Here is a 22968-nt window from a genome sequence, read left to right on the forward strand (position 1 = left end):
TTAGTAAATTGTAGCACATAGCTTACCCATGATTTTAAGCTTGCCGGTCCAGTAGTGGCTTGGCAAGCTTAATTTTGTGGGCAACGCGATCGCTGTAATTTATTCCATTAGTAAATTGTAGCACATAGCTTACCCATGATTTTAAGCTTGCCGGTCCAGTAGGGTGGGCAATGCCCACCTACAAAATAATCCCTATATGTTTCAGAAAATAAACAACAGGTACAGACCTTTAGGGCAGAGCCGAGATATTAAACAGAGCATCTAGATACACTCGTGCTGCCTTCCGATAGCTCGATTGATGACTCTCCGGAGTCTGACCATTTCCATTTTGCAGCAAAAATAGGGACAAGGCCGCAGAAAATACTCGCTCTTGATCCCAATCGGGATGATTTTCTAAATAGCATTGGATGGATTCGTGGAGGTCTTCAGGTATTTCTGCCAGAATACTCACGGTCGTAGTATGCATATGCAGCCCTCAAGGATTGGGTTTAGTGAATGTTGGCATAATGCCTCGTGGCTCTATTGTGTGCTAGGGATAGGCGGTATTGTCAATGTTGCGAATTATTAAAAAAGTCGATTATTTTTTGTTACATCAACGAAAGAATCATACTTTCAACCCATTTTTTGTTACATAACTTTATGATTTGACTCCAGTCCGTTGCCGTTCCCGTCAGGATCGAGAAATCCCCAAGGGAGACTTAATGATAGGGCTAGATGGGAGTTTAGTCAGGTTAAGGTTGTGTAAAATCCTGGAGAAATTGTGGAAAAGATCGGGGGAACTTGTGGAAACTCTGTGGACGTTCTGGGGAAAAGAGGGGGAAATGATAAGAATTACGAATTTGTGCCCTATAAGTCATGGGCCTCTTAATACTGCTTGACAACCAAATAGTTATATACTATTGTTAAGACAACAGGGATAACCGAGTTAACCGCCCTGACCATTGCCATAGAAGACAGAGGATTATGAGCTATCACTTTAGTATTATTCTAAATACGACCCTGGATGAGGCGATCGCCCAAGTCACCGAGGCCCTGAAACAAGAAGGATTTGGGATTTTGACCGAAATCAACGTTCAAAACGCTTTCGCCAAGCATGGTATCGAGTTCCATACCTATCGCATTCTCGGTGCATGTCATCCCCAACTTGCCCATCGCGCTCTCCAAGCCGATGACAAAGCCGGAACCCTCTTCCCTTGTAACGTGGTGGTACAAGACAAGGGACAAGGAGCGATTGAAGTCTCTGCGGTTAACCCTTTGGGAATGCTCCAAGCCGTTGAACATCCCGATGTCCAAGCCATGGCTGAAGAAGCCAGCCAGAAAATGCAAGCCGTCATTTCTCACCTGAAAGCCCCAGCCTTAACCTCATAGCAGAGGATTAAACGGGTGGCTCCCGAATTTAAACTTGCACGCATCAAAACCACCCATCTCTCTAAGACTAATCTTTCCTCCAATTTAGGTCACCGTCTCCCCAATTGCATGAAATAAAAATTGGGGGGAATTCTTCACTCCTTAGCGTCACTGTTGTTTGAATCAATTATGTGGAAAATTTTATCTTTTTTACAAAAAAACTTAACTTGGTCAATTCCTATTTTTATGATCTTGGGGGTTGTCTTTGGACTCCTGGCCGATCCATCAGGACTCAAATCATTAATTATTCCCCTCACTTTCTTGATGGTTTATCCCATGATGATCAACTTGCAAATCAAGAAAGTGATCGCTGGAGGAGACTACAAAGTTCAAATCGTCACCCAGCTTATTAACTTTGCAATTATTCCCTTTTTTGCCTTTGGAGTTGGGAAACTGTTCTTTAACGATCAACCCCTAATTCTCTTGGGTTTACTCCTAACCTCCCTATTACCCACCAGTGGCATGACTATTTCCTGGACAGGGTTTGCTAAGGGCAATATTAATGCTGCCATTAAAATGACAGTAATTGGATTAATTGCTGGCTCCATTGCTACGCCCTTCTATGCCAAATTTTTGATGGGGACAGTGATTGAAATTCCTCTGGCCAATATTTTTAAGCAAATCATCATTATTGTCTTCTTGCCAATGATTTTAGGTCAGATCACCCAATTTCTGTTGATTAAACAGGTTGGGATGGACAAATATCAGAAAAACTTAAAGCAAAAATTTCCCGTTTTTTCTACCTTGGGAGTTTTAGGGATTGTGTTTGTGGCCATGTCCTTGAAAGCACAGGCCATTTTAGAGAATCCGGCGATGTTGCTCTCCTTGTTAGTTCCCTTGGTGACGATTTATGGATTTAACTTTCTGTTGAGTACGTTGATTGGCAAAGCCTTATTCGATCGCGACAATGCGATCGCCCTAGTCTATGGTACAGTCATGCGTAACCTGTCCATTGCCCTGGCGATCGCCATGACCGTGTTTGGTCAAGAAGGCTCAGAAATTGCCCTGATCATTACCATGGCTTACATTATCCAAGTTCAAGCCGGTGCATGGTACGTCAAATTTACCGACCGCATCTTTGGTAAAGTCCCCACCTCAGAAGCCATTTAGACCAAGCCTTAGCCAACCGAACCTTAAGCTCCGGGTTCTTCCTCAGTCCCCATCCGCCCATCTTCCCCTTGCTCCCTCCTATGGAACAGAGTAAAATCGAAGATGGGCTATTCTTAGTTCAACCCGAAAACATAAGCTGACGGAAACCCGACCGGTAAGGAAGATGTCAGCTCAATTACAATAGAGAATAAATATTTCGCCAGAGAAGAGGACTCGTCCCCTAATAATGATATCGGAAAAAATTAGCCAACGCTCTGACTTTCTTGGAACCCAAGTGATCACCCGAAGTAGTGGAAAACGCTTGGGAGTCATCAGCCAACTGTGGGTTGATATTGACCGGCGGGAAGTTGTTGCCCTAAGTTTGCGAGATAATCTGCTCTCAGGTGTTCTCGCCGGAATTCCCCGCTATATGTACTTGAGTAATATTCGCCAAGTTGGTGATGTAATTCTTGTTGATGATGATGACGTAATCGAAGATGTCAACGTAGAAGTTTACAGCAGCCTCATTGGGAGTGAAGTGATTACCGAAGCTGGGGAAATGCTCGGCCGGGTCAGAGGCTATCGGTTTGATACCGAAGATTATCGCGTCACTTCCTTAATTATTGCCTCAGTCGGCCTACCCCTAATTCCCGAACAGGTGATCAGCACCTATGAACTCACCATTGACCAAATTGTGAGCAGTGGGCCCAACCGCCTGATTGTGTTTGAAGGTGCAGAAGAGCAGATGGTGCAGTTAAGTACGGGGGTGCTGGAGAAGCTCGGTATTTCTCAAGCGCCTTGGGAAAGAGACGGAGCTGAACCTTATGTGATGCCAACCATTAAAACTGAAAATCAGTTAGGGACAGGCACTCCCCTACGAACAGAAGAACCCATCCGCGAGATGGAGCCAGTGATGGAAGAAGCCTGGGATGTGGATCAGTGGGAAGAACCCCAACCGGCTCCCATGCGGCAGTTCCAGCAACCTGAACCCCGGTATGAGACCAATTATGAGGAAGATAACTGGGGAGATAATGGGGATGAGGATCTGCCCTATCGAGAACCGAGCTATCGGGTCGATCCTCCGGAACTAGAGGAGGAAGAGATTTCAGAGGCTCCTTATGAACCTCCTTATACAGAAATAGAACCGGATGCCTGGGCTGATAAGGAGCAGGATGAACCCTACGATCTGCCTAAAGTCAATATCCCAGAAACTCTGAAAAAGCCAGAGTATGAAGGATAACGATTGGTGTGACTCAAAATATCCTAGCCTTGGGCAATCCCAGCCTTGGGCAAGGGGCATCCAGCCCCTTGTTAGCTCCTTCTTTTTCTAATGAGTATCCAAAAACTTCCCCTGGCATCTATCCAAAAAATCCGTAGCTATCTCACCAGCCTACTGGTGCTTCCCAACTCTGAAAATCTTCCTCGTTCCCTATCGTTTAATGAATCGGACGATCTCCCAGAACCTGAATCTTTGGATGAGTTAGGGGGATTATTTAGTTTAGGGGGAGCAGAGGACGATGAGGACATTATAGAGCGATCGCCTTCTGGTCCCTGGTTCATTAGTGCGGTTAATCCGGCTACTCCCTTACGAAAATTACCCGGATTGGGCTTAAAACCGGGTCTCCGATGGGTGAGCTATATCTATCGTGACCCCAATCAACCGAAACAGGGAACTGGGATCACCTGGGCTGTACCTGAAGAATATTGTACAACCGCCACCCTAGAAGAAGCCTTAGCCCATAGCTCAGATCCGGAGCATCCTCCCTGTCCCCAAGGTGCATTAGATCATTTTATGGCTGCCATTGAAGGCGATCGCACTCCTCCCTCTTTTATGGTAGCCGCCCTATTACGGCGAGAAATCGATGAATTTGTCTGTGCAGAAGAAAATCGAGATTGGAGTTACCACCGCCTGATTGACTCCCCTCCCAAGCAAGTCAAATGGCAATGGAAAACCCAGTTAAAAGACTTATCTGCCAAAATTCGCAAGCTTGATGATGGCAAAGTTGCCGTAGAGTTTTTTACTTGCCGTACCCGATCGCCGATCGCCATTGTCCGCCACATTGAACAATATCCCCCATCGAGTTATCAGAGTAAAGCGATCGACCAACCTGTAGCCATTCCCATCCGCACGAAATCAACCCAGTAATCCGTAATGGGTAATTTCTCCATCTCCTCATGCCCTAGAACCGATAAAATAGTATCCTGTGATACAATTTCTTGGATAATTTGTGAAAAAAATCCTCAAATCCATAGAAATTAAAGGTTTGACCGATCCATATTGGGAGGACAGCGATTAGAATAATCCAGTGAAACTCTGAATTAATGGGAGTTTCAGCAGGTTAATCCTCAAAGGAGATTCAAGATGAATAAAGGTGAATTGGTCGATAAGGTGGCTGAAAAGGCTGCGGTGACCAAAAAACAAGCGGATGCGGTTTTGACGGCCGCTCTCGAATCGATTATGGAAGCGGTTTCTGAAGGCGACAAAGTGACCTTGGTTGGCTTTGGATCGTTTGAGTCGCGGGAGCGGAAAGCACGGGAAGGACGTAATCCCAAAACGGGAGATAAGATGGAAATCCCGGCCACCAAAGTGCCTGCGTTTTCGGCGGGTAAGCTGTTTAAGGAAAAAGTGGCTCCTCCGAAAGACGAGTAAGACCTTAGTGGATGTAAGTTGAGCCAGTGTCTTTAAACCGTCCGGTTCATGGAGGAAATGTGGTTTGGGCAGCCTCAGTCGCAGGCTGTTCACCCGATCGCCTGCTGGATTTTTCCGCGAGTATTAATCCCTTGGGCCCTCCACAATCGGCGATCGCCGCGATTACCACTCACCTGAATCGGATTACTCTGTACCCCGATCCCCGGTACTCCGAGTTACGGAAACATCTGGGGCGGTTTCATCAGCTTCCCCCAGAGATGATTTTGCCGGGGAATGGGGCCGCAGAATTATTGACTTGGATCGCTCGTCAGTTGCGAGAATGCCAGAGGGTCTATGTGCTGACTCCTGCGTTTCGCGACTATGCACGAGCGCTGCAAGCATTTGGGGTTCCCATCCAACCCTATCCCCTAGATTGGTCTAAGTTAGCCTCTTCCCTTCCCCTCTCTCCTAATCCTGGATCGGGGGTGTTGCTCAATAACCCCCATAATCCGACGGGCAAATTATGGCGACGGGAGGAGATTCTCCCCCTGTTGGATCGATTTGAGTGGGTGGTCATTGATGAGGCGTTTATGGATTTTCTAGATCCCTCAGAAGACCAAAGTTTAATCCCTCTGATCCAAGAGTATCCCCATCTGGTGATTGTGCGATCGCTCACTAAGTTTTATAGTTTGCCGGGTCTGCGTCTGGGTTATGCGATCGCCGATCCGGCCTGGATTGCACAATGGGAACACTGGCGCGATCCTTGGCCAGTGAATATCCTGGCAGAAGTGGCCGGAATTGCAGCCATCGGCGATCGGGATTTTCAACGGCAAACCTGGGACTGGTTACCCCCCACCCGCGAGGATCTTTTAGAAGGGTTGCGATCGTTGCCAGGGTTCAATCCTTACCCAGGAGCTGCTAATTTCTTATTAGTGAATGTCGATCGATCCGTCACTGAGCTACAGGAATGGTTATTAAAAGAACACCAGATCCTGATCCGAGACTGCACGAGTTTTCCGGAATTGGGCGATCGCTATTTCCGTATCGCTGTTCGTTCCCAAGCTGAGAATCAACGGTTACTGAGTGCTTTGGGCGATCGTTGACCGAAGGGGATTCTTTTACCTTCTTTGGCTTCTGGCAATCGGCATCTTAAACTGGGATCACGATGAACTCTTCACTGTTTACTCTCAACTGATTCACTATGGTTAGTCCATCCCCACCCCAAACCGATCCCACCTGGCTCAGTATCATTAAACTCTTGCGTTGGCATAAACCCGCCGGTCGGTTTATTCTCATGGTTCCGGCTCTATGGGCTGTATTCCTGGCTGCCCAAGGAACTCCCCCCCTGCCCCTGGTCGGTGTGATTATTGTCGGCACATTCGTCACCAGTGCGGCCGGTTGTGTGATTAATGACCTGTGGGATCGCAATATTGACCCAGAAGTAGAACGCACCCAAACCCGTCCCCTAGCGTCTCGCGCTCTCTCAGTTCAGGTGGGAGTGGCGATCGCCATTTTAGCTCTATTCTGTGCTGCCCTCTTAGCTCTATATCTCAACCGGTTTAGCTTCCTCCTCTGCGTCGCTGCCGTTCCCGTCATTGTCCTCTATCCCACTGCCAAACGAGTCTTTCCCGTGCCCCAGCTTGTCCTCTCCATTGCCTGGGGCTTTGCCGTCCTCATTTGCTGGAGCGCTATTACCGCCAACCTAGAACCCGCCACCTGGGTACTCTGGGGAGCAGTTGTCCTCTGGACTCTCGGTTTTGATACCGTCTATGCCCTGCCCGATCGCCAAGATGACCAACGCATCGGAGTCAACTCCAGCGCCCTATTTTTCGGCGACAACACCCCCATCGCCGTGGGAGTCTTTTTTGCCGGAACTGCCCTTTTATTAGCCCTAGAGAGCCAAATCATGGCCCTCCATTGGACATTTTGGTTAGGGTGGAGCCTGGCGGTGATTTTTTGGGCGAAACAGGTTTACGATCTCCTACAACCGGAGGTTTCCCCCAGTCTCTACGGTCAAATTTTTGGTCAAAATGTAATCATTGGCTTCATGCTCTTAGCTGCCATGATTTCCGGCACACTCTTTTAATCGTTGTGAGGGTATGGGGAAAAAGTTCGCCATCTTTTTCTCATGGATCAAATTCCCTGCGTTATAGCAGTTTCTATCCGAGTGCTACTCTTACTCTTAAATTAGAGTATAGTCTTTCGGTTATTTGACCATGTTTTTTATATCGCAACGGATTAATATTACTGCAATTGGGGCGATCGCTTTATCTGTAGTAACGGCGGCTTGTTCTCCACCCAATCTTACAGAATCTGCCGATCGCAATTCCAATGCCTCTGTAGCAGCAGTCCAGGAACTTAAAATCGCTGTCATTCCTGATCGCGCTCCAGAAATCCAACGGCAGGAACTGCAAGAATTGGAAACCTATTTAGAGACAGCTTTAGGTATTCCGACTGATTTTGAAGTCACGCCAGATTATAAGACTTCTATTCAACTGATCGTTGAAGAACAGGTAGAAATGGCTTATTTAGGCCCTTTTTCCTACGTCCAAGCTAAAGATCAAAATCCTGATATTGAGCCGTTAGTGACCCATATTGAACAGTCTACGGGTCGGCCTTGGTATACTGGGGTAATTGTGGCAGATACCAGCCAAGGGATTACAACGTTAGAGGATTTGCGCGGTAAACGGTTTGGTTTTGTCAGTCAATCTTCAACTTCTGGCTATTTAGTACCCAGTGCCCAATTTCAAGAGATGGGGATTGATCCAGAAGAAGATTTTGCCGCGATCGCCTATTCGGGGAGCCATGATAAAAATGCGACTGCCTTAGCTCAGGGAGAAGTAGACGCGATCGCTATTGAAGAAACAACATACCAGAGAGCCAAAGCATCAGGAGAGTTAGCTGGCGATCGCTATGTTATCCTCTGGCAATCCGATCCATTACCCAATTCTCCTCTAGTCATCCGCTCTACCCTACCCGATGAATTCAAACTGAGCGTCCGAAAAGCTTTAATTGAAGCACCATCTGGTTTAGGATTAGTGGGAGGAGAGCAAGCTTCTGGCTATACTTCAGTTGCAGATGAAGATTACGAACCCATTCGTCGCATCCAACAAACCCTAGGATTAGATAACTAGGTCTGATTATGAAGATTGCCACTAAATTCATTGCCTCTTCCATCATTGTGATTAGCACGATTGCTATCAGTATGGGGGGCAGTATCCTAACCGTTCATCAAGCAGAAAAATCGGTTACTCAAAGTCGAGAACGTAGCCGTGAATATCTGTCAGCAATGCTAGAATTACAAACAACGTTAGAAGAACAAATTTTTGCCCTTAAAGATTTTGTGATTCTCGATCAATTACCTGAAAACCTGCGACGCTATGAAAATGCTAGATCTAAATTTCTACTGACCTTAGATGAATTGGCGATAGAATTTCCTGATTCAAAGGAAATTGAAGTAGTAATTAATCGCCAAAAAACACTCCATCAACTGAGCAAACAGCTAACGCAAAACCAGGATGAAATATCTAAACAAAAGCAAGATCTACGCTCTATCAACTTTTTTGCAAATGATATTCATTTTTCCTTAAAGAGTTTAATGGATTATACCCAAACTCTGGATGAAAAAGCCCAAGATCATGCCGATCGGGTCAAACAAAAAACCAGGGCTTTCCAGGCTTTGTTAATCTGTATGCTTTTTTTGGTCGTTTTTTGGCAATCAAAATGGATTATATTTCCAGTTATTAAATCTTTATATCAACTCAAAGATGGCGCTGAACAAATGGGTATGGGTAGACTAAATTACCGAATAAATATTAACACTGGAGATGAAATTGAGTCCTTAGCAAATACCTTTAATCAGATGGCAGAACAATTGTCTAACTCTTATTATAATATGGAGCGAAAAGTAATCGATCGCACCCATGAATTAGAGAAAAGCAACGATCATTTAAAGCAGGTTTTGGGGGAGCTACAAAAAACTCAATCACAATTAATTCACAATGAAAAGATGTCTAGCTTAGGACAAATGGTTGCGGGGATTGCCCATGAGATTAATAACCCGGTCAATTTTGTTTATGGTAATCTTAGCTATGCCCAAGAATATATTCAAGATCTTCTTCATTTAATCGATCAGTATCAACAAGATTATCCTCAACCTACCGAAGCCGTACAAGCAGTGATTGAGGAGATCGATCTAGAGTTTCTCACAAGTGATTTGCAAAAAGTGATGAACTCGATGAAAGGAGGATCGATCCGTATTCGGGATATTGTCAAATCTTTACGGACGTTTTCTCGGCTAGATGAAGCCGATATGAAAGAGGTAGATATCCATGAAGGGATTGAAAGTACATTGATGATTTTACAGCATCGTATTAAGCATAAGCCAAATTTTCCTGAAATTGAAATCATTAAAGACTATGGAAATCTGCCTAGGGTAGAATGTTATCCGAGTCAGTTAAATCAGGTATTTATGAATGTGTTGGCTAATGCGATCGATGTTTTAGAAGATAAGGTTAGCCTTGAACACAAAGGTGAAATTACGATTGCTACGAGAGTGAGTGACGATGGATTAATTCAGATTAGAATTAAGGATAATGGGCCAGGCATTGATCCGCAAACTCAAGATCGTATTTTTGATCCGTTTTTTACCACTAAACCGGTGGGTAAAGGAACGGGTTTAGGATTGTCTATTAGTTATCAAATTGTAGTCGATAAGCATAAAGGACAGTTCTATTGTGAATCTCAATTGGGAGAAGGGACAGAATTTACGATTGAGATTCCTTGCACGCAGCAGATGTTAATGAGTTAAGTAATAATATCAAATCCGTTGAAACAGTTGTCATTGTGACCGGATGGAAGCATTCGCGCTTTACGTTTCGCGTTTCGCGTTTCGCGTTTCACGCAAGCTTCGCTTTCATGTCCGCGAAGCGGAAACACGCAAGCTTCGCTTTCATGTCGGTGACAACCGAAACGCCAGGATTTGGAGATGATCGAGATTGCTTCATTCCACTGCGTTCCATTCGCAATGACATACTGTAATTAATTATATTGTTAATTGTTAATTGTTAATTGATATGATATGGCTTGCTGTTCTATTATCCTTACCCATTGTGTCCTTATCTTTGAGTCTTGAAACCCAAGCCGCCCTTCAGTATCTGAAAGTGTTTAGTGTGAAGCCGGAGTCTGTGGATCTGAGTATACCAGAGCAACGGGAGCAACTGCGATCGCACTTAATCCATGTTGCGAGTTTAGCCGATCATCATAATTTCGGGGTTTGTGCCGATGAGGGGACACAAGGGTTTACCGCTCTTGCCCATTATTTGAGCGCTTTGGGCTATCCGGTTCCCTTTAATCTGGTGCAACTTCCGGCGATCGCTGAACCGGTTTATATTAAGTTTAATGGCCAAACCTTAGCCCATTATCACGATAGCTATACAGGAGACTATCGAGGGGTTTTAATTTCTTGTTTATCTTCTGACTACGATCAACTCAATGGAACCTTTGGCCATTTCCCCTTAAATCTCTTTGACGATCAACCCATCTCTGCTAAGTCTTAATGCTTAGTGTAGTGCCATGAGAAACCCGGTAGCCTGTTTGGGAACAAACTACCGGGAAGGGTCAACAGATTCATAAAATTTAAGCGTTTCTCTCAAAAGGTTTCCAACAAGATTAGAATTCCATCCACTCGGACAAAGAGTCACCGTTAAAGGGTTGTACGCCAACACTGGGATATTGATCGTGATTGGGACTGAAGATTTCGCCGATGGCATCAAACATATACATCACGATGTCGTTTATAGCAGAAAACATATTCATAACTGTCTCCTTTCTTTAACTTGAAATCATTTGATTTATTCCTGATGCTTTGATTATAGCAATTCCATGACAAGTGGGATCGCTGCTCTACTATTCTTTATATTCTGTTGCGTTTGTTGACATACTCCCCGCGCTGAAGCGACGGGGATTCTAACTCTCGGTTCACTGAAGTCCACTTGCTGTTTCAGGTTTCCCATCGACAGTAGAGGCGGTCTTCTCCCCGATCTTTCCCTCTTTCGAGGCGGATCGCGTATGCCCTACGCTACCGTTTTGCCAATCCATACCGAGAATCCCCATACCCTTCTTAAGTATGTTGAGCGCCGCGTTGGTATCACGACAAATTTCGAGCTTACATTTCGGGCAGGAGTGGGTTCTGGTACTTAATGACTTCTTCACCCGATGACCGCAACTAGAACAGTCTTGAGAAGTGTAGTTTGGTGAGACGGAAACTACCGCCTTATCCCACACTTTTCCGTAGTAGCCTAGCCATTGGGTATATTGATACCAACCAGCGTCGGATATCGACTTAGCCAAGTGATGATTCTTGACTAGATTCGACACTTTCAGATCTTCGTAGACAATCACATCGTTAGAGTGAACCACGCATCGGGCTTGTTTGATAGCCCAATCTTTACGCTGTCTCTGGATCTTTAAGTGGAGTTTACCGAGTCGTTTCCTAGCTTTATGGTAATTATTCGATTGGGGTTTCTTCCCTTTCACGAATTTCTTACTTAGTCGTTTCTGTAGTCTCTTCAATCGCTTTTCAGATTTACGGAGGTATTGTGGGTATACAACTTCATTCCCGTTCTGATCTTTGGTGAAATACTTCAATCCTAAATCCAGTCCGACAACGTTACCTGTGTACGTTCCCTCTTCTTTCCTATCAGCGTCGAAACAAAATTGCGCGTAGTATCCATCCGCTCTACGAACCCCTCTCACGCGGTTGATTTTGAGACGGAATAGGTCTTCCCTCGTCTCACCGTTGCAATATAAAGATAAGATTCCGATATTGAAACCGTCGGTGAAATTGATAGACTTACAATCCTCCGATAGCTTCCACCCGCTAACCTTGTACTCTACCGAGCGACAGTGTTTCGTGAACTTAGGATACCCTTTACGCTTTTCCTTTTTCTTGCAACGACTATAGAAACTAGAGATAGCCCGCCAAGCTCTTTCGGCACTAGCTTGTCTAGCGGACGAGTTTAATTTACCCGCAAACGGGAACTCTTTGGCTAGATCCTTACATAGCGAGTATAGAGCCGCTTTCCCCACTCCTCGATTATCCATCCAGTATCGAACCGCCTTATTCCGAATGAATTGAGCGGTACGAATGGCATTGTCGAGAGCGCAGTATTGCGCCTCCGTTCCGTTTAGTAGCTTGGCTTCTCTAATTAACATGACATTATTTTATCACACATTGTTGCGGATAAATATAAAGCCGCCCTAGAAGGGCGTTGCTCTAAACCCAAATTTCCGGTAATAATGGGTGGTGTGGGGAGATGGACGGATGAAAACCCCCCACCCGCAAAAATCCACTACAATAAGTATCAACCCCCATTTTTAATTTTTAATTTTTAATTGTTAATTGATACCGTGTTTCGCAAATTCTGGGCATTTTGGTTAACTCTCGCGGTGGTCGTCACTCCCCAAGCGACCATTGCCCAAACGATTGACGAGTTGCGGCAGCAAGGAGAAGCGGCCTACAACTCTGGCAACTATGCCCAAGCCGAGTTAATTTGGCGCAGGGTTATTAATCAAAAACCGGATAGTGTGGCTTATGTCTGGTTAGGCATTGCCCTCAGAAACCAAGGGAAACTCCCGGAGGCAGTGCAGTCCTATCGCCGCGCCCTTCAACTTGACCCCGAATATGCCCTCGCTCACTACAACCTGGGTCTTGCCCTCTACGACCAAGGGAAACTCCCGGAGGCAGTGCAGTCCTATCGCCGCGCTCTTCAACTTGACCCCGAATATGCCGCCGCTCACAACAACCTGGGTCTTGCCCTCTCCGACCAAGGGAAACTCCCGGAGGCAGTGCAGTCCTATCGCCGCGCTCTTCAACTTGACCCCGAATATGCCGCCGCTCACAACAACCTGGGTCTTGCCCTCTCCGACCAAGGGAAACTCCCGGAGGCAGTGCAGTCCTATCGCCGCGCCCTTCAACTTGACCCCGAATATGCCCTCGCTCACTACAACCTGGGTCTTGCCCTCTACGACCAAGGGAAACTCCCGGAGGCAGTGCAGTCCTATCGCCGCGCCCTGGAACTTGACCCCGAAGATGCAGGCGCTCACAACAACCTGGGCATTGCCCTCAGACAACAAGACAAACCCACAGAGGCCATAGAAGCTTATTATCAAGCACTCAGTTTACCTAATAAACAAGGAAGACCATGGAGTGCCCATACCCTTGCTCACAATAATCTCGGCTATGCTCTGCAACAACAAGGCGACCTGCAAGGGGCCATTGCCGAATACAAAAAATCTCTTCAAATTGACCCCAACTTTACCACCGCCCAAAACAACCTCCGGGAAGCCGAGCGCTTCCTGGCTCAACAGCGCACCCCACCCCCACCCAGCGACCTAGCCTATGTTCCCAGCCCAGAAGAGGAACCCCTGGTCTATGAAATGCGCTCCACGGTTCGCATCATTACCGAAAACAGCCAGGGTAAAGACTATGGCACGGGTTGGATCTTCAAGCGCGAAGGAGAGACCATCTGGATTATGACCAACCGCCATGTCATTCAACACGGCAACCGTCCCAGCGAAACCATTCAAGTGGAGTTTTTCAGCACCCTAGACTATAACCAACGTACCCCCTACCCAGCGACGTTGGAACACATTACCCGTCCTGGAGACCCCCTCGACCTGGCGGTGATTAAAGTGGAAGGCATCCGAGCAGACGACGACACCATCCGCCCCCTGAAATTCCATTCCGGTGCTATTCCCCGCACCCAACCGGTAACCATTATCGGTCATCCGAATAATCTTGCTGACCCCTGGAATGTGGTCATCGGCAACGTCACCAATGTTAACCTCAATAGCCATAAGATGACCCTAGACGCAAACCTCGCTTCTGGCAATTCTGGCGGCCCCATTCTCAACTCGGAAACCAACGAAGTCATCGGTATTGTCATCCAACTGATTACCACTGAAGGTATCGACACCGACCCCAATATCGCCACACCAGACATCCCCGAAAATCCTATCGCGACGCGGGGTTTCGGTTTCGGCCACCCCATTGATTCGGTAGTTGAACAGTTGCGGCGCTGGCGGGTGATCAATTAAAAATTAAAAATTAAAAATTTTCATGTCGGCGACATGCACGTTCCTTAACCCAACCTAGGGGGAATAGGAAAGTCCCCCTTTTTAAGGGGGATTTTCCGCAAGCGGACATGAAAGGGGGATCAAGATGTCCCACATAACAGCGAAAACTGCTGTATCCAGATGCAACAGGAATTAGAAGCCATTTTTAATCGTAAAGTCGATCTAATCAGCAAACGAGCAATTTTACGCAGCCAAAACCCCATCCGTCGCCAAGAAATCCTATCCACTGCCCAAGTGGTCTACACTGAGGAGAACGATTAGCATTTTTAAATGAGTTGCCAACAGTTGCCCCTCATCCCCCAGCCCCTTCTCCCGCAGGAGAAGGGGGAAAAGTCCCTCTCCCGTGGGAGAGGGATTTTCCGCAAAGCGGACATGAAAGGGAGAGGGCATTTCCCGTTTTACAACTCATTTAGACTAGCTATATTGTTGGAGAAACTGGGTTTCTCGTCAGATTTGCGATCTATTCTTCTTATAATAGAATCAGTCTTGAGTGAGGCTTGAATCATGTTGATGTCCGCTTGCAGAAATACCAAAATTTTCCTAACGCTCCTATCTCTCGCGGTTACCCTCAGCGCTACACCGGCTTTGGCTTGTCCCACGGGTAACCGTAATAGTCTAGCCTATATGGATAGGGGCGATCGCTGCGAAGGCTTAGTCAATCACGACATTAGCGCCAGCATTCGCTTAGTATCCTTTACCACGGGCGCACCTGCGGCATATCCCAACCGCCTCACCCTCCGCATTCCCGGCATTAACCAACAGCCCCAATTTATCATGCAATCGTTCGATCGCGGTTACCTGCTCGACAACCTCAACCGCTTCTTGCCTATCCGCAATGGTATGGAATATAACTTAGATACCCAGCCCATTTTACAACGAGCTAGAGTTGCTCCCGATAGTCTGCGAGCCACTGCATATCTGACCCAAAAGAGCGAAACTATCTACTATCCCGTTATTCTCGACCCCTCTTCTCAACGCTACGAATTCACCCTATTTGTCGGCAATGCACGTACCACTTTCCCCACTGTACAAATTCGCAAAGACGGTAGAATTTACCATAATATTTCCCAAAAAATTCCCAAAACTGGACAAGTCCCCTTTACTTGGACATTTGGTAATGCTCCTGCGGGACGCTACGAACTCTATATAGTGATGGAACAACAAAAACCAGGACAACCCAAAGAAACGGATACCCGAATTATTCTATTTTATCATAATCCAGCCTGGTTTTAGCGCCTAATTTGAACATAACTCCTAGATGAAATCTTCCAACCGAAACCACCCCAAACAGAACGCCTCAAAATCTGACCGAGATCGCCCTATTTGGTCTCACCTTATCGATGGGCTTGCCTGGATTCTGTGGGTATTGATATATTTACCCATAGTCGGCTTTTTCAAAATCATTCTGATCCTCGCTGAAGTCTCCCCCATTCCCTTCAAACGCTTGACAAGTAAGAAAGATAAAATCGCTGCATTTATCCTATGTTCCGTATCTTTTATTATCTTGCTGACCCACTTTTTTATTCCCGGAACCCAAAACTTTGAAGCCACCTTACTCGTCAGTCATATTCAATTCACGACTCCGGAACCCAACTCCCGCTTCTTGCTGCAAAATATCGACGATCTAACCTCTTTAAGTTTACAAACCTCCTCAGAAACTCTAACCTTAAGGGGAACTTTTACCAGTCCAGAAAATCATAAAATTAACTCAATTTTAAGCCAAAAAACCGAGCTTTCTTTTACCTTTTCTGAAGCCAACAGTCACCTGTTACTCTATCCTTCAACAGCTCAAGGTTTAACCCTCGATCGGCTGGCTTTAAATTCAACCACTCAAGTCAATCTCAGTTATCTTTCCTATCCTCCGGAAACTCAACTGAATCTGGGGTTGAACTTTCCTACCAATGAGTCCCCCCAAAAACCGGCTATTCTACAACTCAAACTCAATCCAGAACTCTTTATTTTAGTCCTTGAAAATATTAAGATTGAGGGATTAGAAGCCCCCATCACCAAACTTCAATTTACTCCTAATGCGCCCCTAAATCCCGAATTATCTCTGTTTTATTCAAGCCAGTTATCGCTAAATTTTAGGGAAAACATGCAGACAGAACCGGAATGGATTGGGAGAAATTTACCGGTAACTGATGTGAGCTTAAAATGGATCGATCGCGTGGGAGATTCTCGCAATGATTTCCCTCACTCTTCTATTCTGAAAGGGGAAGTCCGTATGAATGATAAAACTCTAACGATACAGGACAATCAATTTTTAACCACAGCAGATGCTCAGGATATTGAGAAATTGCGCTATTTTGACCTCAATTGTGATCCTGTGGGGCTGCAAGTTAGGTTAGCGGGAAAAAGCAAGAAGTTGACTGTAGGACTCGATCCAGATTATCCCGTACAAACCTTAAACTCCAGTTGGCTCAGTCGTTATCTGAGTCCCGATCAAATTACGGCTGCCCTATCATTTGCTGCGGCAGTCATTGGGTTTTTATTGCCCTATTTGTTTGTCACGCTTCCGGAGAATGACCCCAAAGTTCCCCCCAATCCCTGAGTAAAGGTGATTTTTGTAAAAATAGATTGACACAATTATGGTTTAATCTACTATAATAAGAAGGGAAGCAGCCTTAAGGGAGGCGATCGCCAAAATGGAAGACTCCTTACTCACCCTCAACCTCGAAGACAACAGTCTACTCACCGATCTCTATCAGCTCACCATGAACGCCTGTTATATCGGCGAAGGCATAGCAGAACATCGCGCCAGCTTTGAACTGTTCACCCGCCGTTTACCCCCAGGTTTCGGTTACCTGATCGCCATGGGAGTGCAACCCGCGCTGGAGTATTTGCAAAACCTGCAATTTACAGCCGCTCAGATTGAAGCACTGCGAGCAACCGGTATTTTTAACCATGCGCCTGCGGAGTTTTGGACAAAATTAGCCCAATTTCGCTTTACCGGCGATGTTTGGGCTGTACCCGAAGGAACCGCAATTTTTGCCAACCAACCCCTGTTGAGAATTGAAGCCCCACTCTGGCAAGCTCAACTGGTGGAAACCTATTTACTCAATACCTTAAATTATCAAACCCTCATCGCTACCAAAGCTGCCCGAATGCGAGATCAGGCGGGCGAGGATGCGTCGATCCTAGAATTTGGTACAAGACGGGCATTTAGTCCCCAGGGCGCTCTCTGGGCAGCACGAGCCGCCATTGCCGGAGGAATGGATGCCACATCTAATGTATTAGCCGCCCTAAAATTGGGTCGCAACCCCGCAGGAACCATGGCTCATTCTCTGGTAATGGCGATCGCCGCCTGCGAAGGTGCAGAAGATGCCGCCTTTCAAGCCTTTTACCGCTATTTTCCCGGCGCTCCTTTGTTAATTGACACCTACGACAGCTTGGCAGCAGCCGAACGGTTAGCCGAGCAGATCAGAGCAGGAACTCTAGAAGTTGCCGGTATTCGCCTAGACTCTGGGGATCTGGTTACCCTATCCCAGAAAATCAGCCAACAGTTACCAGACGTTCCTATTTTTGTCAGTGGAGACATTGACGAATACGAAATGCAACGCTTAAATCAAGCCGGTGCTTGTATTAATGGCTATGGAATTGGTACAAAATTGGTCACCGGTTCCCCGGTTAATGGAGTCTATAAACTGGTGGAAATTGAAGATAAACCAGTGATGAAGCGCTCCACCAATAAAGTCAGCTATCCTGGACGCAAACAAATCTTTCGGCGATGCAGTGAGGGAGAATGTATTGGCGATCGCCTGGGTTTAATTCATGAATCCCCTAAACCCGAAGAAATTCCTCTTTTGCAACCCCTGCTCAAAGCCGGAGAATCCGTCACTCTTCCCGATACCCTCGATCTGATCCAAGAGCGTACCCGTACCTCTGTCCTCAGTCTTCCCCCCTCCTGTCGCCGTTTAGAAGATCCCGTTCCTGTACCCATGGAAATTTCCGCTAAACTACAACAACTAATCGAGGAGATATTGTCAGGCTAAAGTTGTGATTAAAGGTTCATAAGGATATTTAGCTAGAATAGCTTGTGCCCTTTGGTGATATTGGTCTTTATCATTGAATAAAGCAACCCAAAATCCCGTGTCAACGATGATCATATTTGCAGTCTAGTTTTTCTTGAACAACAGATTTATAATCAGTAGAAAGATTGGGTTCTGCACTGATGCAACCGATCAACTCAGATTCGTTGAGAATGTCTAAGGTACTCAATTGATTATTTTGGGAGAGGTCTGAGTTTATTGCTCGTTTTTCTGGTGTTGAATAGCGCTTTTTTAATAAATCAATAAAATCCAAGAGTAAGCTTTGCGCTTCTTCAGGTAATTCATTAATATCTGTTTGGATTTGTTCGATATCAACCATTATCTTTTCCTCAATACAAATTTTAACCTACTCACGCTATGTTCCTTGCAAATATCAGTATAATAACGTGAGTTCTGGAAATCGCTGAGAATATTGGTGTTAAAAACTATAAATGAGTGGAGTTAAGAGGGGAATAAGGGGTTTAATTTTGGTTTTCAGGCTATTTTAAGGTCATTTCATAAAAAACAGGTTGACAGTATTATGGTTTATTGCACTATAATCAGAAGAGGAGTAACCTGAGAAGGAGGATGGCGAACGATCCATTCCCTATTCCCTATTCCCTATTCCCTTGCCTTTTACCCATGAACACTGTTGCCCTTTTTGGAACTAGCGCCGATCCACCCACCCAGGGACATCGAACCATTCTCCAATGGTTGAGCCAATATTATGATTATGTGGCGGTTTGGGCTTCCAATAACCCATTCAAAGACCACCAAACCCCCTTAGATCATCGTCTGGCGATGCTGGAGTTGTTGATCGAAGACCTCAAAGAGGACTATGACAATATTGGCTTGTATCCCCAATTGGGTTATTCGCGATCGCTAGAATCCGTCAATGTCGCCCGTCATTTGTGGCCCGAAGTCCAGTTTATCCTAGTTGTTGGCTCCGATCTAATTGCCCAAATGCCCAAGTGGTATCAAATCAAGACCTTATTGCAGCAAGTCGAAGTTCTCATTGTAGAGCGATCGGGGTACTCCATCGAGCCAGAGCAAGTGCAAGCGCTCACCGAATTGGGAGGAAAAGTGGCGATCGCCGATTTTGATGTGCCACCTGTGTCCTCAACAGCGTATCGTGAAAGAAAGGAGACCCAAGTTATTACGCCTCCCATCCAGGATTACATCCATCGGGAGCAGTTGTATCATGCCAGAGAGCCATTCCAAACCAACTCACAAAGAGCCGTTAGCTGATTTTAAGGTGGGCGTAGATAACGTCATCTTTTCCGTTGATAGCGCCCTCAACCGACTCCTCGTCCTCTTGGTGATGCGTCATGAAGACCCCTATCTCAATCAATGGAGTTTACCCGGAACCCTTGTCCGTCGCTCCGAATCCCTCGAACAAGCCGCCTATCGCATTCTCTCAGAGAAAATTCGCGCCCAAAATCTCTATCTAGAGCAACTCTATACCTTTGGCGACCCAGGACGCGACCCCAGGGAAGCTCCCGATCAATATGGAGTCCGATATCTTTCCGTCAGTTACTTTGCCCTCGTGCGTTTTGATGAAGCTCAACTGATTGCCGATGGAGTCAGTGGCATTGCTTGGTATCCCATTCATCAAGTGCCAGACCTAGCATTTGATCATAATCAGATCCTAGAATATGGCTACAGACGTTTACGCAACAAATTGGAATATAGTCCCGTGGCCTTCGATGTCCTACCGGAGATGTTCACCCTCAACGACTTGTATCAGCTCTACACTACGGTGTTAGGGGAAAATTTTTCAGACTATTCTAACTTCCGCGCTCGCTTGCTGAAGTTAGGATTCCTATACGATACAGGGGTGAAAGCCTCACGGGGAGCAGGGAGACCAGCCAGCCTTTATCGATTTGATGCACAAGCGTTCGATTTACTGAAAGATAAACCCATGGTGTTTATTTGATGAGTGCGATCGCATGACTAAAATCCACGATAACCCCGGACAAGTCCATCAAGCCGAACGGATTGAAGTTACAATTCGTTACCAGTTTAATGAAAAGGAATATCTTTGGCAAGTGCTGAAGTCAGGGCGAGCCTTAATGGAAGGCAAAGCTCTCGATGAATCAGGCGATCGCCTCTTATTCCTCGGAGAAGCCGTTTTGCAAATGATTGCCGCCGATTGCTGCTATGAACGACCCAAAGCCTGGATTGAATTTCTAGAGCCGAAAACCCTAGGAAAATTAGCCGATCAGTTAGAAGTCACCGATTGGATACAAATTCGCGTCGATCATCCCGAACGCTGGGGCGATGAACGGTTCATCCATTTAGGACAATTTCTCAAATTGCTCACCGGTATGATTTACCTCGATTGTAATTTTTATCAGGTGCGCGATTGGTTTTTGGGACAAGTGATTGGCATTGATAATCCCCTGATTCCTCCAGATTATCCTGGCAGTGGTGAACCCTATCGCGATTTTGTTCATTTGGGGACATCTGCCTTAAACTTAATTGCCAGCGATTATTTATATGCTCGATTTCCGGGAGTCCCAAAAGAAGTTTTATCCCACATTCGAGAAGGGTGCAAGGAAAAGATGCTAGATTTAGGAGATTTCGATGAAAAATCCTTGGGAAAACACTATGTAAAAGGTAAATTTGTTTTTGCTAGAAATAAATTAATTTCCTTGATTCAAAAAGCTGAAAAATAACTAGCTTGCTTAAATTAAATCCTATTTTCTTGTCTTCATAAAATGGTGACAATCAGAGTTTTTTTGTACCTATATAGCTGTTCCCTCATCCCCCTGCCCCCTTCTCCCGCAGGAGAAGGGGGAAAAAGTCCCTCTCCCGTGGGAGAGGGATATAGGGAGAGGGCACATCCAGCACATCATCACTTGATACATCAATAGTGGTTTTTCAAGATAGCCAGAATAGCCCGAAGCTAGATTGAGATTGTTGTTCATTCCCCCATTCCTTAAACTATGAAAATTGCCATCGCTCAACTCAATCCCACCATTGGCGATCTAGAAAATAATGCCCAAATGATCCTGAAGTCGGCAGAAATTGCGGCTGCTCAGGGCGCTCTAGTGTTGCTGACTCCTGAATTATCTCTGTGTGGTTATCCTCCCCGTGACTTGTTAAATTATCCCGTGTTTATCGATAAGATGGGTCATTTAATTGAAGATTTAGCTCAGAAAATACCGAATAACTTAATTGTTTGTGTGGGCACAGTCACTCGCAATTCAAAAGCCAGCAAACAGGGCGGAAAAGAGTTATTTAATAGTGTGGTGGCGCTCTATCAAGGGGATATTTTAGCGGAGTTTCATAAACGGTTGCTGCCCACCTATGATGTGTTTGATGAAGACCGGTATTTTGAACCGGGCCATGAAAGTCAAGTTTTGGCCCTACATACGGAGGGCGTGGATCTAAGAATTGGGGTAACGATTTGTGAGGATTTATGGAATGATGAACAGTTTTGGGGTAAACGCTCTTATGCGATTAATCCCTTGGCAGATTTAATGGATAAAAATGTAGATTTGGTGGTCAATTTGTCTGCTTCTCCTTATAGTTTAAACAAACCGGCTTTGAGAACTTCAATGTTAAGCTATAGCGCCAGTCGTTACCAAGTGCCGATTATTTATGTAAATCAGGTGGGGGGAAATGATGATTTGATTTTTGATGGTCATAGTTTGGCTGTGAATCAGACGGGTAAAGTTGTGACTCAGTTAGAGGGATTTGAGTCTGATTTTCAGGTGCTGACGTTTGATTCCCAAGAGCATGATTTGATCGGTGATGCTCCAGAAGTTTCTGAGGATGAAAATTTAGAGATTTGGTCGGCTTTGGTGTTAGGGGTTCGAGACTATGCTCGCAAGTGTGGCTTTAGTAAAATTGTGTTGGGGTTAAGTGGGGGAATTGATTCGGCTTTGGTGGCGGCGATCGCCGCAGAAGCGATCGCCCCCTCCCAAGTTCTCGGTGTCCTCATGCCTTCTCCCTATAGCTCGGAACACTCAGTCAAGGATGCTCTGCAATTGGCGCAAAATGTGGGGATTCAAACCCAAACCCTTGCCATTGGTGACTTGATGGGGGGATTCGATCGCGCTCTAGACCCCCTATTTGCGGGCACAGAACCCGGTGTGGCGGAGGAAAATATTCAATCTCGGATTCGGGGAAATCTGCTCATGGCGATCGCCAATAAATTCGGTCATCTGCTCCTGTCTACCGGCAATAAATCGGAGATGGCAGTCGGATATTGTACCCTCTACGGAGACATGGACGGCGGTTTAGCGGCGATCGCCGATGTCCCCAAAACCCGCGTGTATAGCCTCTGTCGTTGGCTAAATCAGCGTTCTGGAAAAGAAATCATTCCCGAAAATATCCTGGTTAAACCCCCCAGCGCCGAACTCAAACCCGATCAGTGCGATCAAGACTCTCTCCCCGATTATGACACCCTCGATGATATTCTCCATCGTCTGATTCACGATCATCAATCTCCAGAAACCATAGCTGCTGCCGGACACGATCGGGCCATCATCAACAAAATTTTACACCTCGTCAAACGAGCCGAATTTAAGCGTCGCCAAGCTCCTCCCGGCTTAAAAATCACCTCCAGAGCCTTCGGCACAGGCTGGCGAATGCCCATCGCCGCCAAAGGTATCCCCAGTTTGTAGTGCTTTTGAGCCATGGTCATAACACTATAAAATAGAGCCACCA

22 protein-coding genes and 2 pseudogenes are annotated in these 22968 nt (G+C 45.9%); 19 read left to right on the forward strand and 5 right to left on the reverse strand.

Features of this window, described 5'->3' with window-relative positions; all coding sequences use genetic code 11:
• Positions 1-229: 229 nt before the first annotated feature.
• Positions 230-466, reverse strand: coding sequence for a DUF2811 domain-containing protein (locus PMG25_RS14485; protein WP_271940372.1), 237 nt, complete (start codon positions 464-466; stop codon positions 230-232).
• A 497-nt stretch (positions 467-963) separates the two neighbouring features.
• Here PMG25_RS14485 and PMG25_RS14490 point away from each other — a divergent pair, with 497 nt between their 5' ends.
• The 10 genes and pseudogenes from PMG25_RS14490 to PMG25_RS14535 all read left to right on the forward strand — a co-directional run bounded on the left by PMG25_RS14490 (position 964) and on the right by PMG25_RS14535 (position 10683).
• Positions 964-1368, forward strand: coding sequence for a DUF302 domain-containing protein (locus tag PMG25_RS14490; RefSeq protein ID WP_283767610.1), 405 nt, complete (start codon positions 964-966; stop codon positions 1366-1368).
• Positions 1369-1536: 168 nt separating this feature from the next.
• Positions 1537-2517, forward strand: coding sequence for an arsenic resistance protein (locus tag PMG25_RS14495; RefSeq protein ID WP_283767611.1), 981 nt, complete (start codon positions 1537-1539; stop codon positions 2515-2517).
• A 226-nt stretch (positions 2518-2743) separates the two neighbouring features.
• Positions 2744-3736 (forward strand): PRC-barrel domain-containing protein, encoded by a 993-nt coding sequence (locus PMG25_RS14500; RefSeq protein WP_283767612.1) that lies wholly within the window; start codon positions 2744-2746, stop codon positions 3734-3736.
• A gap of 90 nt (positions 3737-3826) precedes the next feature.
• Positions 3827-4642 carry a hypothetical protein gene (locus PMG25_RS14505; RefSeq protein ID WP_283767613.1) on the forward strand — a complete coding sequence of 272 codons (816 nt, stop codon included), beginning with the start codon at positions 3827-3829 and terminating at the stop codon, positions 4640-4642.
• Positions 4643-4855: 213 nt separating this feature from the next.
• A pseudogene (locus PMG25_RS14510) lies at positions 4856-5146 on the forward strand (HU family DNA-binding protein); the annotation flags it as partial.
• A 26-nt stretch (positions 5147-5172) separates the two neighbouring features.
• Positions 5173-6228 carry a threonine-phosphate decarboxylase CobD gene (gene cobD, locus PMG25_RS14515; protein ID WP_283767614.1) on the forward strand — a complete coding sequence of 352 codons (1056 nt, stop codon included), beginning with the start codon at positions 5173-5175 and terminating at the stop codon, positions 6226-6228.
• Between the two features lie 98 nt (positions 6229-6326).
• Positions 6327-7211: a 4-hydroxybenzoate solanesyltransferase gene (locus PMG25_RS14520; protein WP_283767615.1), complete on the forward strand. Its 885-nt coding sequence runs from the start codon at positions 6327-6329 to the stop codon at positions 7209-7211.
• Between the two features lie 130 nt (positions 7212-7341).
• Positions 7342-8259, forward strand: coding sequence for a phosphate/phosphite/phosphonate ABC transporter substrate-binding protein (locus PMG25_RS14525; protein ID WP_283767616.1), 918 nt, complete (start codon positions 7342-7344; stop codon positions 8257-8259).
• An 8-nt stretch (positions 8260-8267) separates the two neighbouring features.
• Positions 8268-9935, forward strand: a complete 1668-nt coding sequence (locus PMG25_RS14530; RefSeq protein ID WP_283767617.1) for an ATP-binding protein — start codon at positions 8268-8270, stop codon at positions 9933-9935.
• Positions 9936-10200: 265 nt separating this feature from the next.
• The gene (locus tag PMG25_RS14535; protein ID WP_283767618.1) at positions 10201-10683 is read left to right on the forward strand and encodes a DUF1824 family protein; all 483 of its coding nucleotides are present in this window, start codon (positions 10201-10203) and stop codon (positions 10681-10683) included.
• 112 nt (positions 10684-10795) lie between these two features.
• On the opposite strand, the gene PMG25_RS14540 is transcribed toward PMG25_RS14535, so the two are convergent.
• Together PMG25_RS14540 and PMG25_RS14545 are read right to left on the reverse strand one after the other, a co-directional pair.
• Entirely contained in the window at positions 10796-10942 is a 147-nt protein-coding gene (locus tag PMG25_RS14540) for a hypothetical protein (RefSeq protein WP_283767619.1), read from the reverse strand.
• A gap of 162 nt (positions 10943-11104) precedes the next feature.
• On the reverse strand, positions 11105-12340 hold the full coding sequence (locus tag PMG25_RS14545; RefSeq protein WP_283767620.1) for an RNA-guided endonuclease InsQ/TnpB family protein: 1236 nt from the start codon (positions 12338-12340) through the stop codon (positions 11105-11107).
• 195 nt (positions 12341-12535) lie between these two features.
• On the opposite strand from PMG25_RS14545, the gene PMG25_RS14550 reads away from it, so the two are divergent.
• The 5 genes from PMG25_RS14550 to PMG25_RS14570 all read left to right on the forward strand — a co-directional run bounded on the left by PMG25_RS14550 (position 12536) and on the right by PMG25_RS14570 (position 18255).
• Positions 12536-14224: a tetratricopeptide repeat protein gene (locus tag PMG25_RS14550; protein WP_283767621.1), complete on the forward strand. Its 1689-nt coding sequence runs from the start codon at positions 12536-12538 to the stop codon at positions 14222-14224.
• 159 nt (positions 14225-14383) lie between these two features.
• Complete coding sequence (locus tag PMG25_RS14555; RefSeq protein WP_283767622.1) at positions 14384-14524, forward strand: hypothetical protein; 141 nt, start codon at positions 14384-14386, stop codon at positions 14522-14524.
• A gap of 243 nt (positions 14525-14767) precedes the next feature.
• Entirely contained in the window at positions 14768-15496 is a 729-nt protein-coding gene (locus PMG25_RS14560; RefSeq protein WP_283767623.1) for a hypothetical protein, read from the forward strand.
• A 25-nt stretch (positions 15497-15521) separates the two neighbouring features.
• Entirely contained in the window at positions 15522-16814 is a 1293-nt protein-coding gene (locus PMG25_RS14565; protein ID WP_283767624.1) for a hypothetical protein, read from the forward strand.
• 94 nt (positions 16815-16908) lie between these two features.
• The gene (locus PMG25_RS14570; RefSeq protein ID WP_283767625.1) at positions 16909-18255 is read left to right on the forward strand and encodes a nicotinate phosphoribosyltransferase; all 1347 of its coding nucleotides are present in this window, start codon (positions 16909-16911) and stop codon (positions 18253-18255) included.
• Here PMG25_RS14570 and PMG25_RS24490 read toward each other — a convergent pair.
• Positions 18256-18369 (reverse strand): annotated as a pseudogene (locus PMG25_RS24490) (type II toxin-antitoxin system VapC family toxin); the annotation flags it as partial.
• Entirely contained in the window at positions 18356-18631 is a 276-nt protein-coding gene (locus PMG25_RS14575; protein WP_283767626.1) for a hypothetical protein, read from the reverse strand. The pseudogene PMG25_RS24490 and the gene PMG25_RS14575, both read right to left, overlap by 14 nt.
• A gap of 248 nt (positions 18632-18879) precedes the next feature.
• Between PMG25_RS14575 and PMG25_RS14580 the strand changes: the two genes are divergently transcribed.
• From PMG25_RS14580 to PMG25_RS14595, 4 genes are all read left to right on the forward strand, one after another.
• Positions 18880-19539 carry a nicotinate-nucleotide adenylyltransferase gene (locus PMG25_RS14580; protein WP_283767627.1) on the forward strand — a complete coding sequence of 220 codons (660 nt, stop codon included), beginning with the start codon at positions 18880-18882 and terminating at the stop codon, positions 19537-19539.
• On the forward strand, positions 19493-20227 hold the full coding sequence (locus PMG25_RS14585; RefSeq protein WP_283753891.1) for an NUDIX hydrolase: 735 nt from the start codon (positions 19493-19495) through the stop codon (positions 20225-20227). The genes PMG25_RS14580 and PMG25_RS14585 overlap by 47 nt, the downstream gene beginning before the upstream one ends.
• A 13-nt stretch (positions 20228-20240) precedes the next feature.
• The gene (locus PMG25_RS14590) at positions 20241-20969 is read left to right on the forward strand and encodes a ribonuclease III domain-containing protein (protein ID WP_283767628.1); all 729 of its coding nucleotides are present in this window, start codon (positions 20241-20243) and stop codon (positions 20967-20969) included.
• A 270-nt stretch (positions 20970-21239) separates the two neighbouring features.
• Positions 21240-22925 carry an NAD+ synthase gene (locus tag PMG25_RS14595; RefSeq protein WP_283767629.1) on the forward strand — a complete coding sequence of 562 codons (1686 nt, stop codon included), beginning with the start codon at positions 21240-21242 and terminating at the stop codon, positions 22923-22925.
• The last annotated feature ends 43 nt before the right edge of the window (positions 22926-22968 follow it).

The organism is Roseofilum capinflatum BLCC-M114, from assembly GCF_030068505.1.
GTDB classification, from domain to species: Bacteria; Cyanobacteriota; Cyanobacteriia; order Cyanobacteriales; family Desertifilaceae; genus Roseofilum; species Roseofilum capinflatum.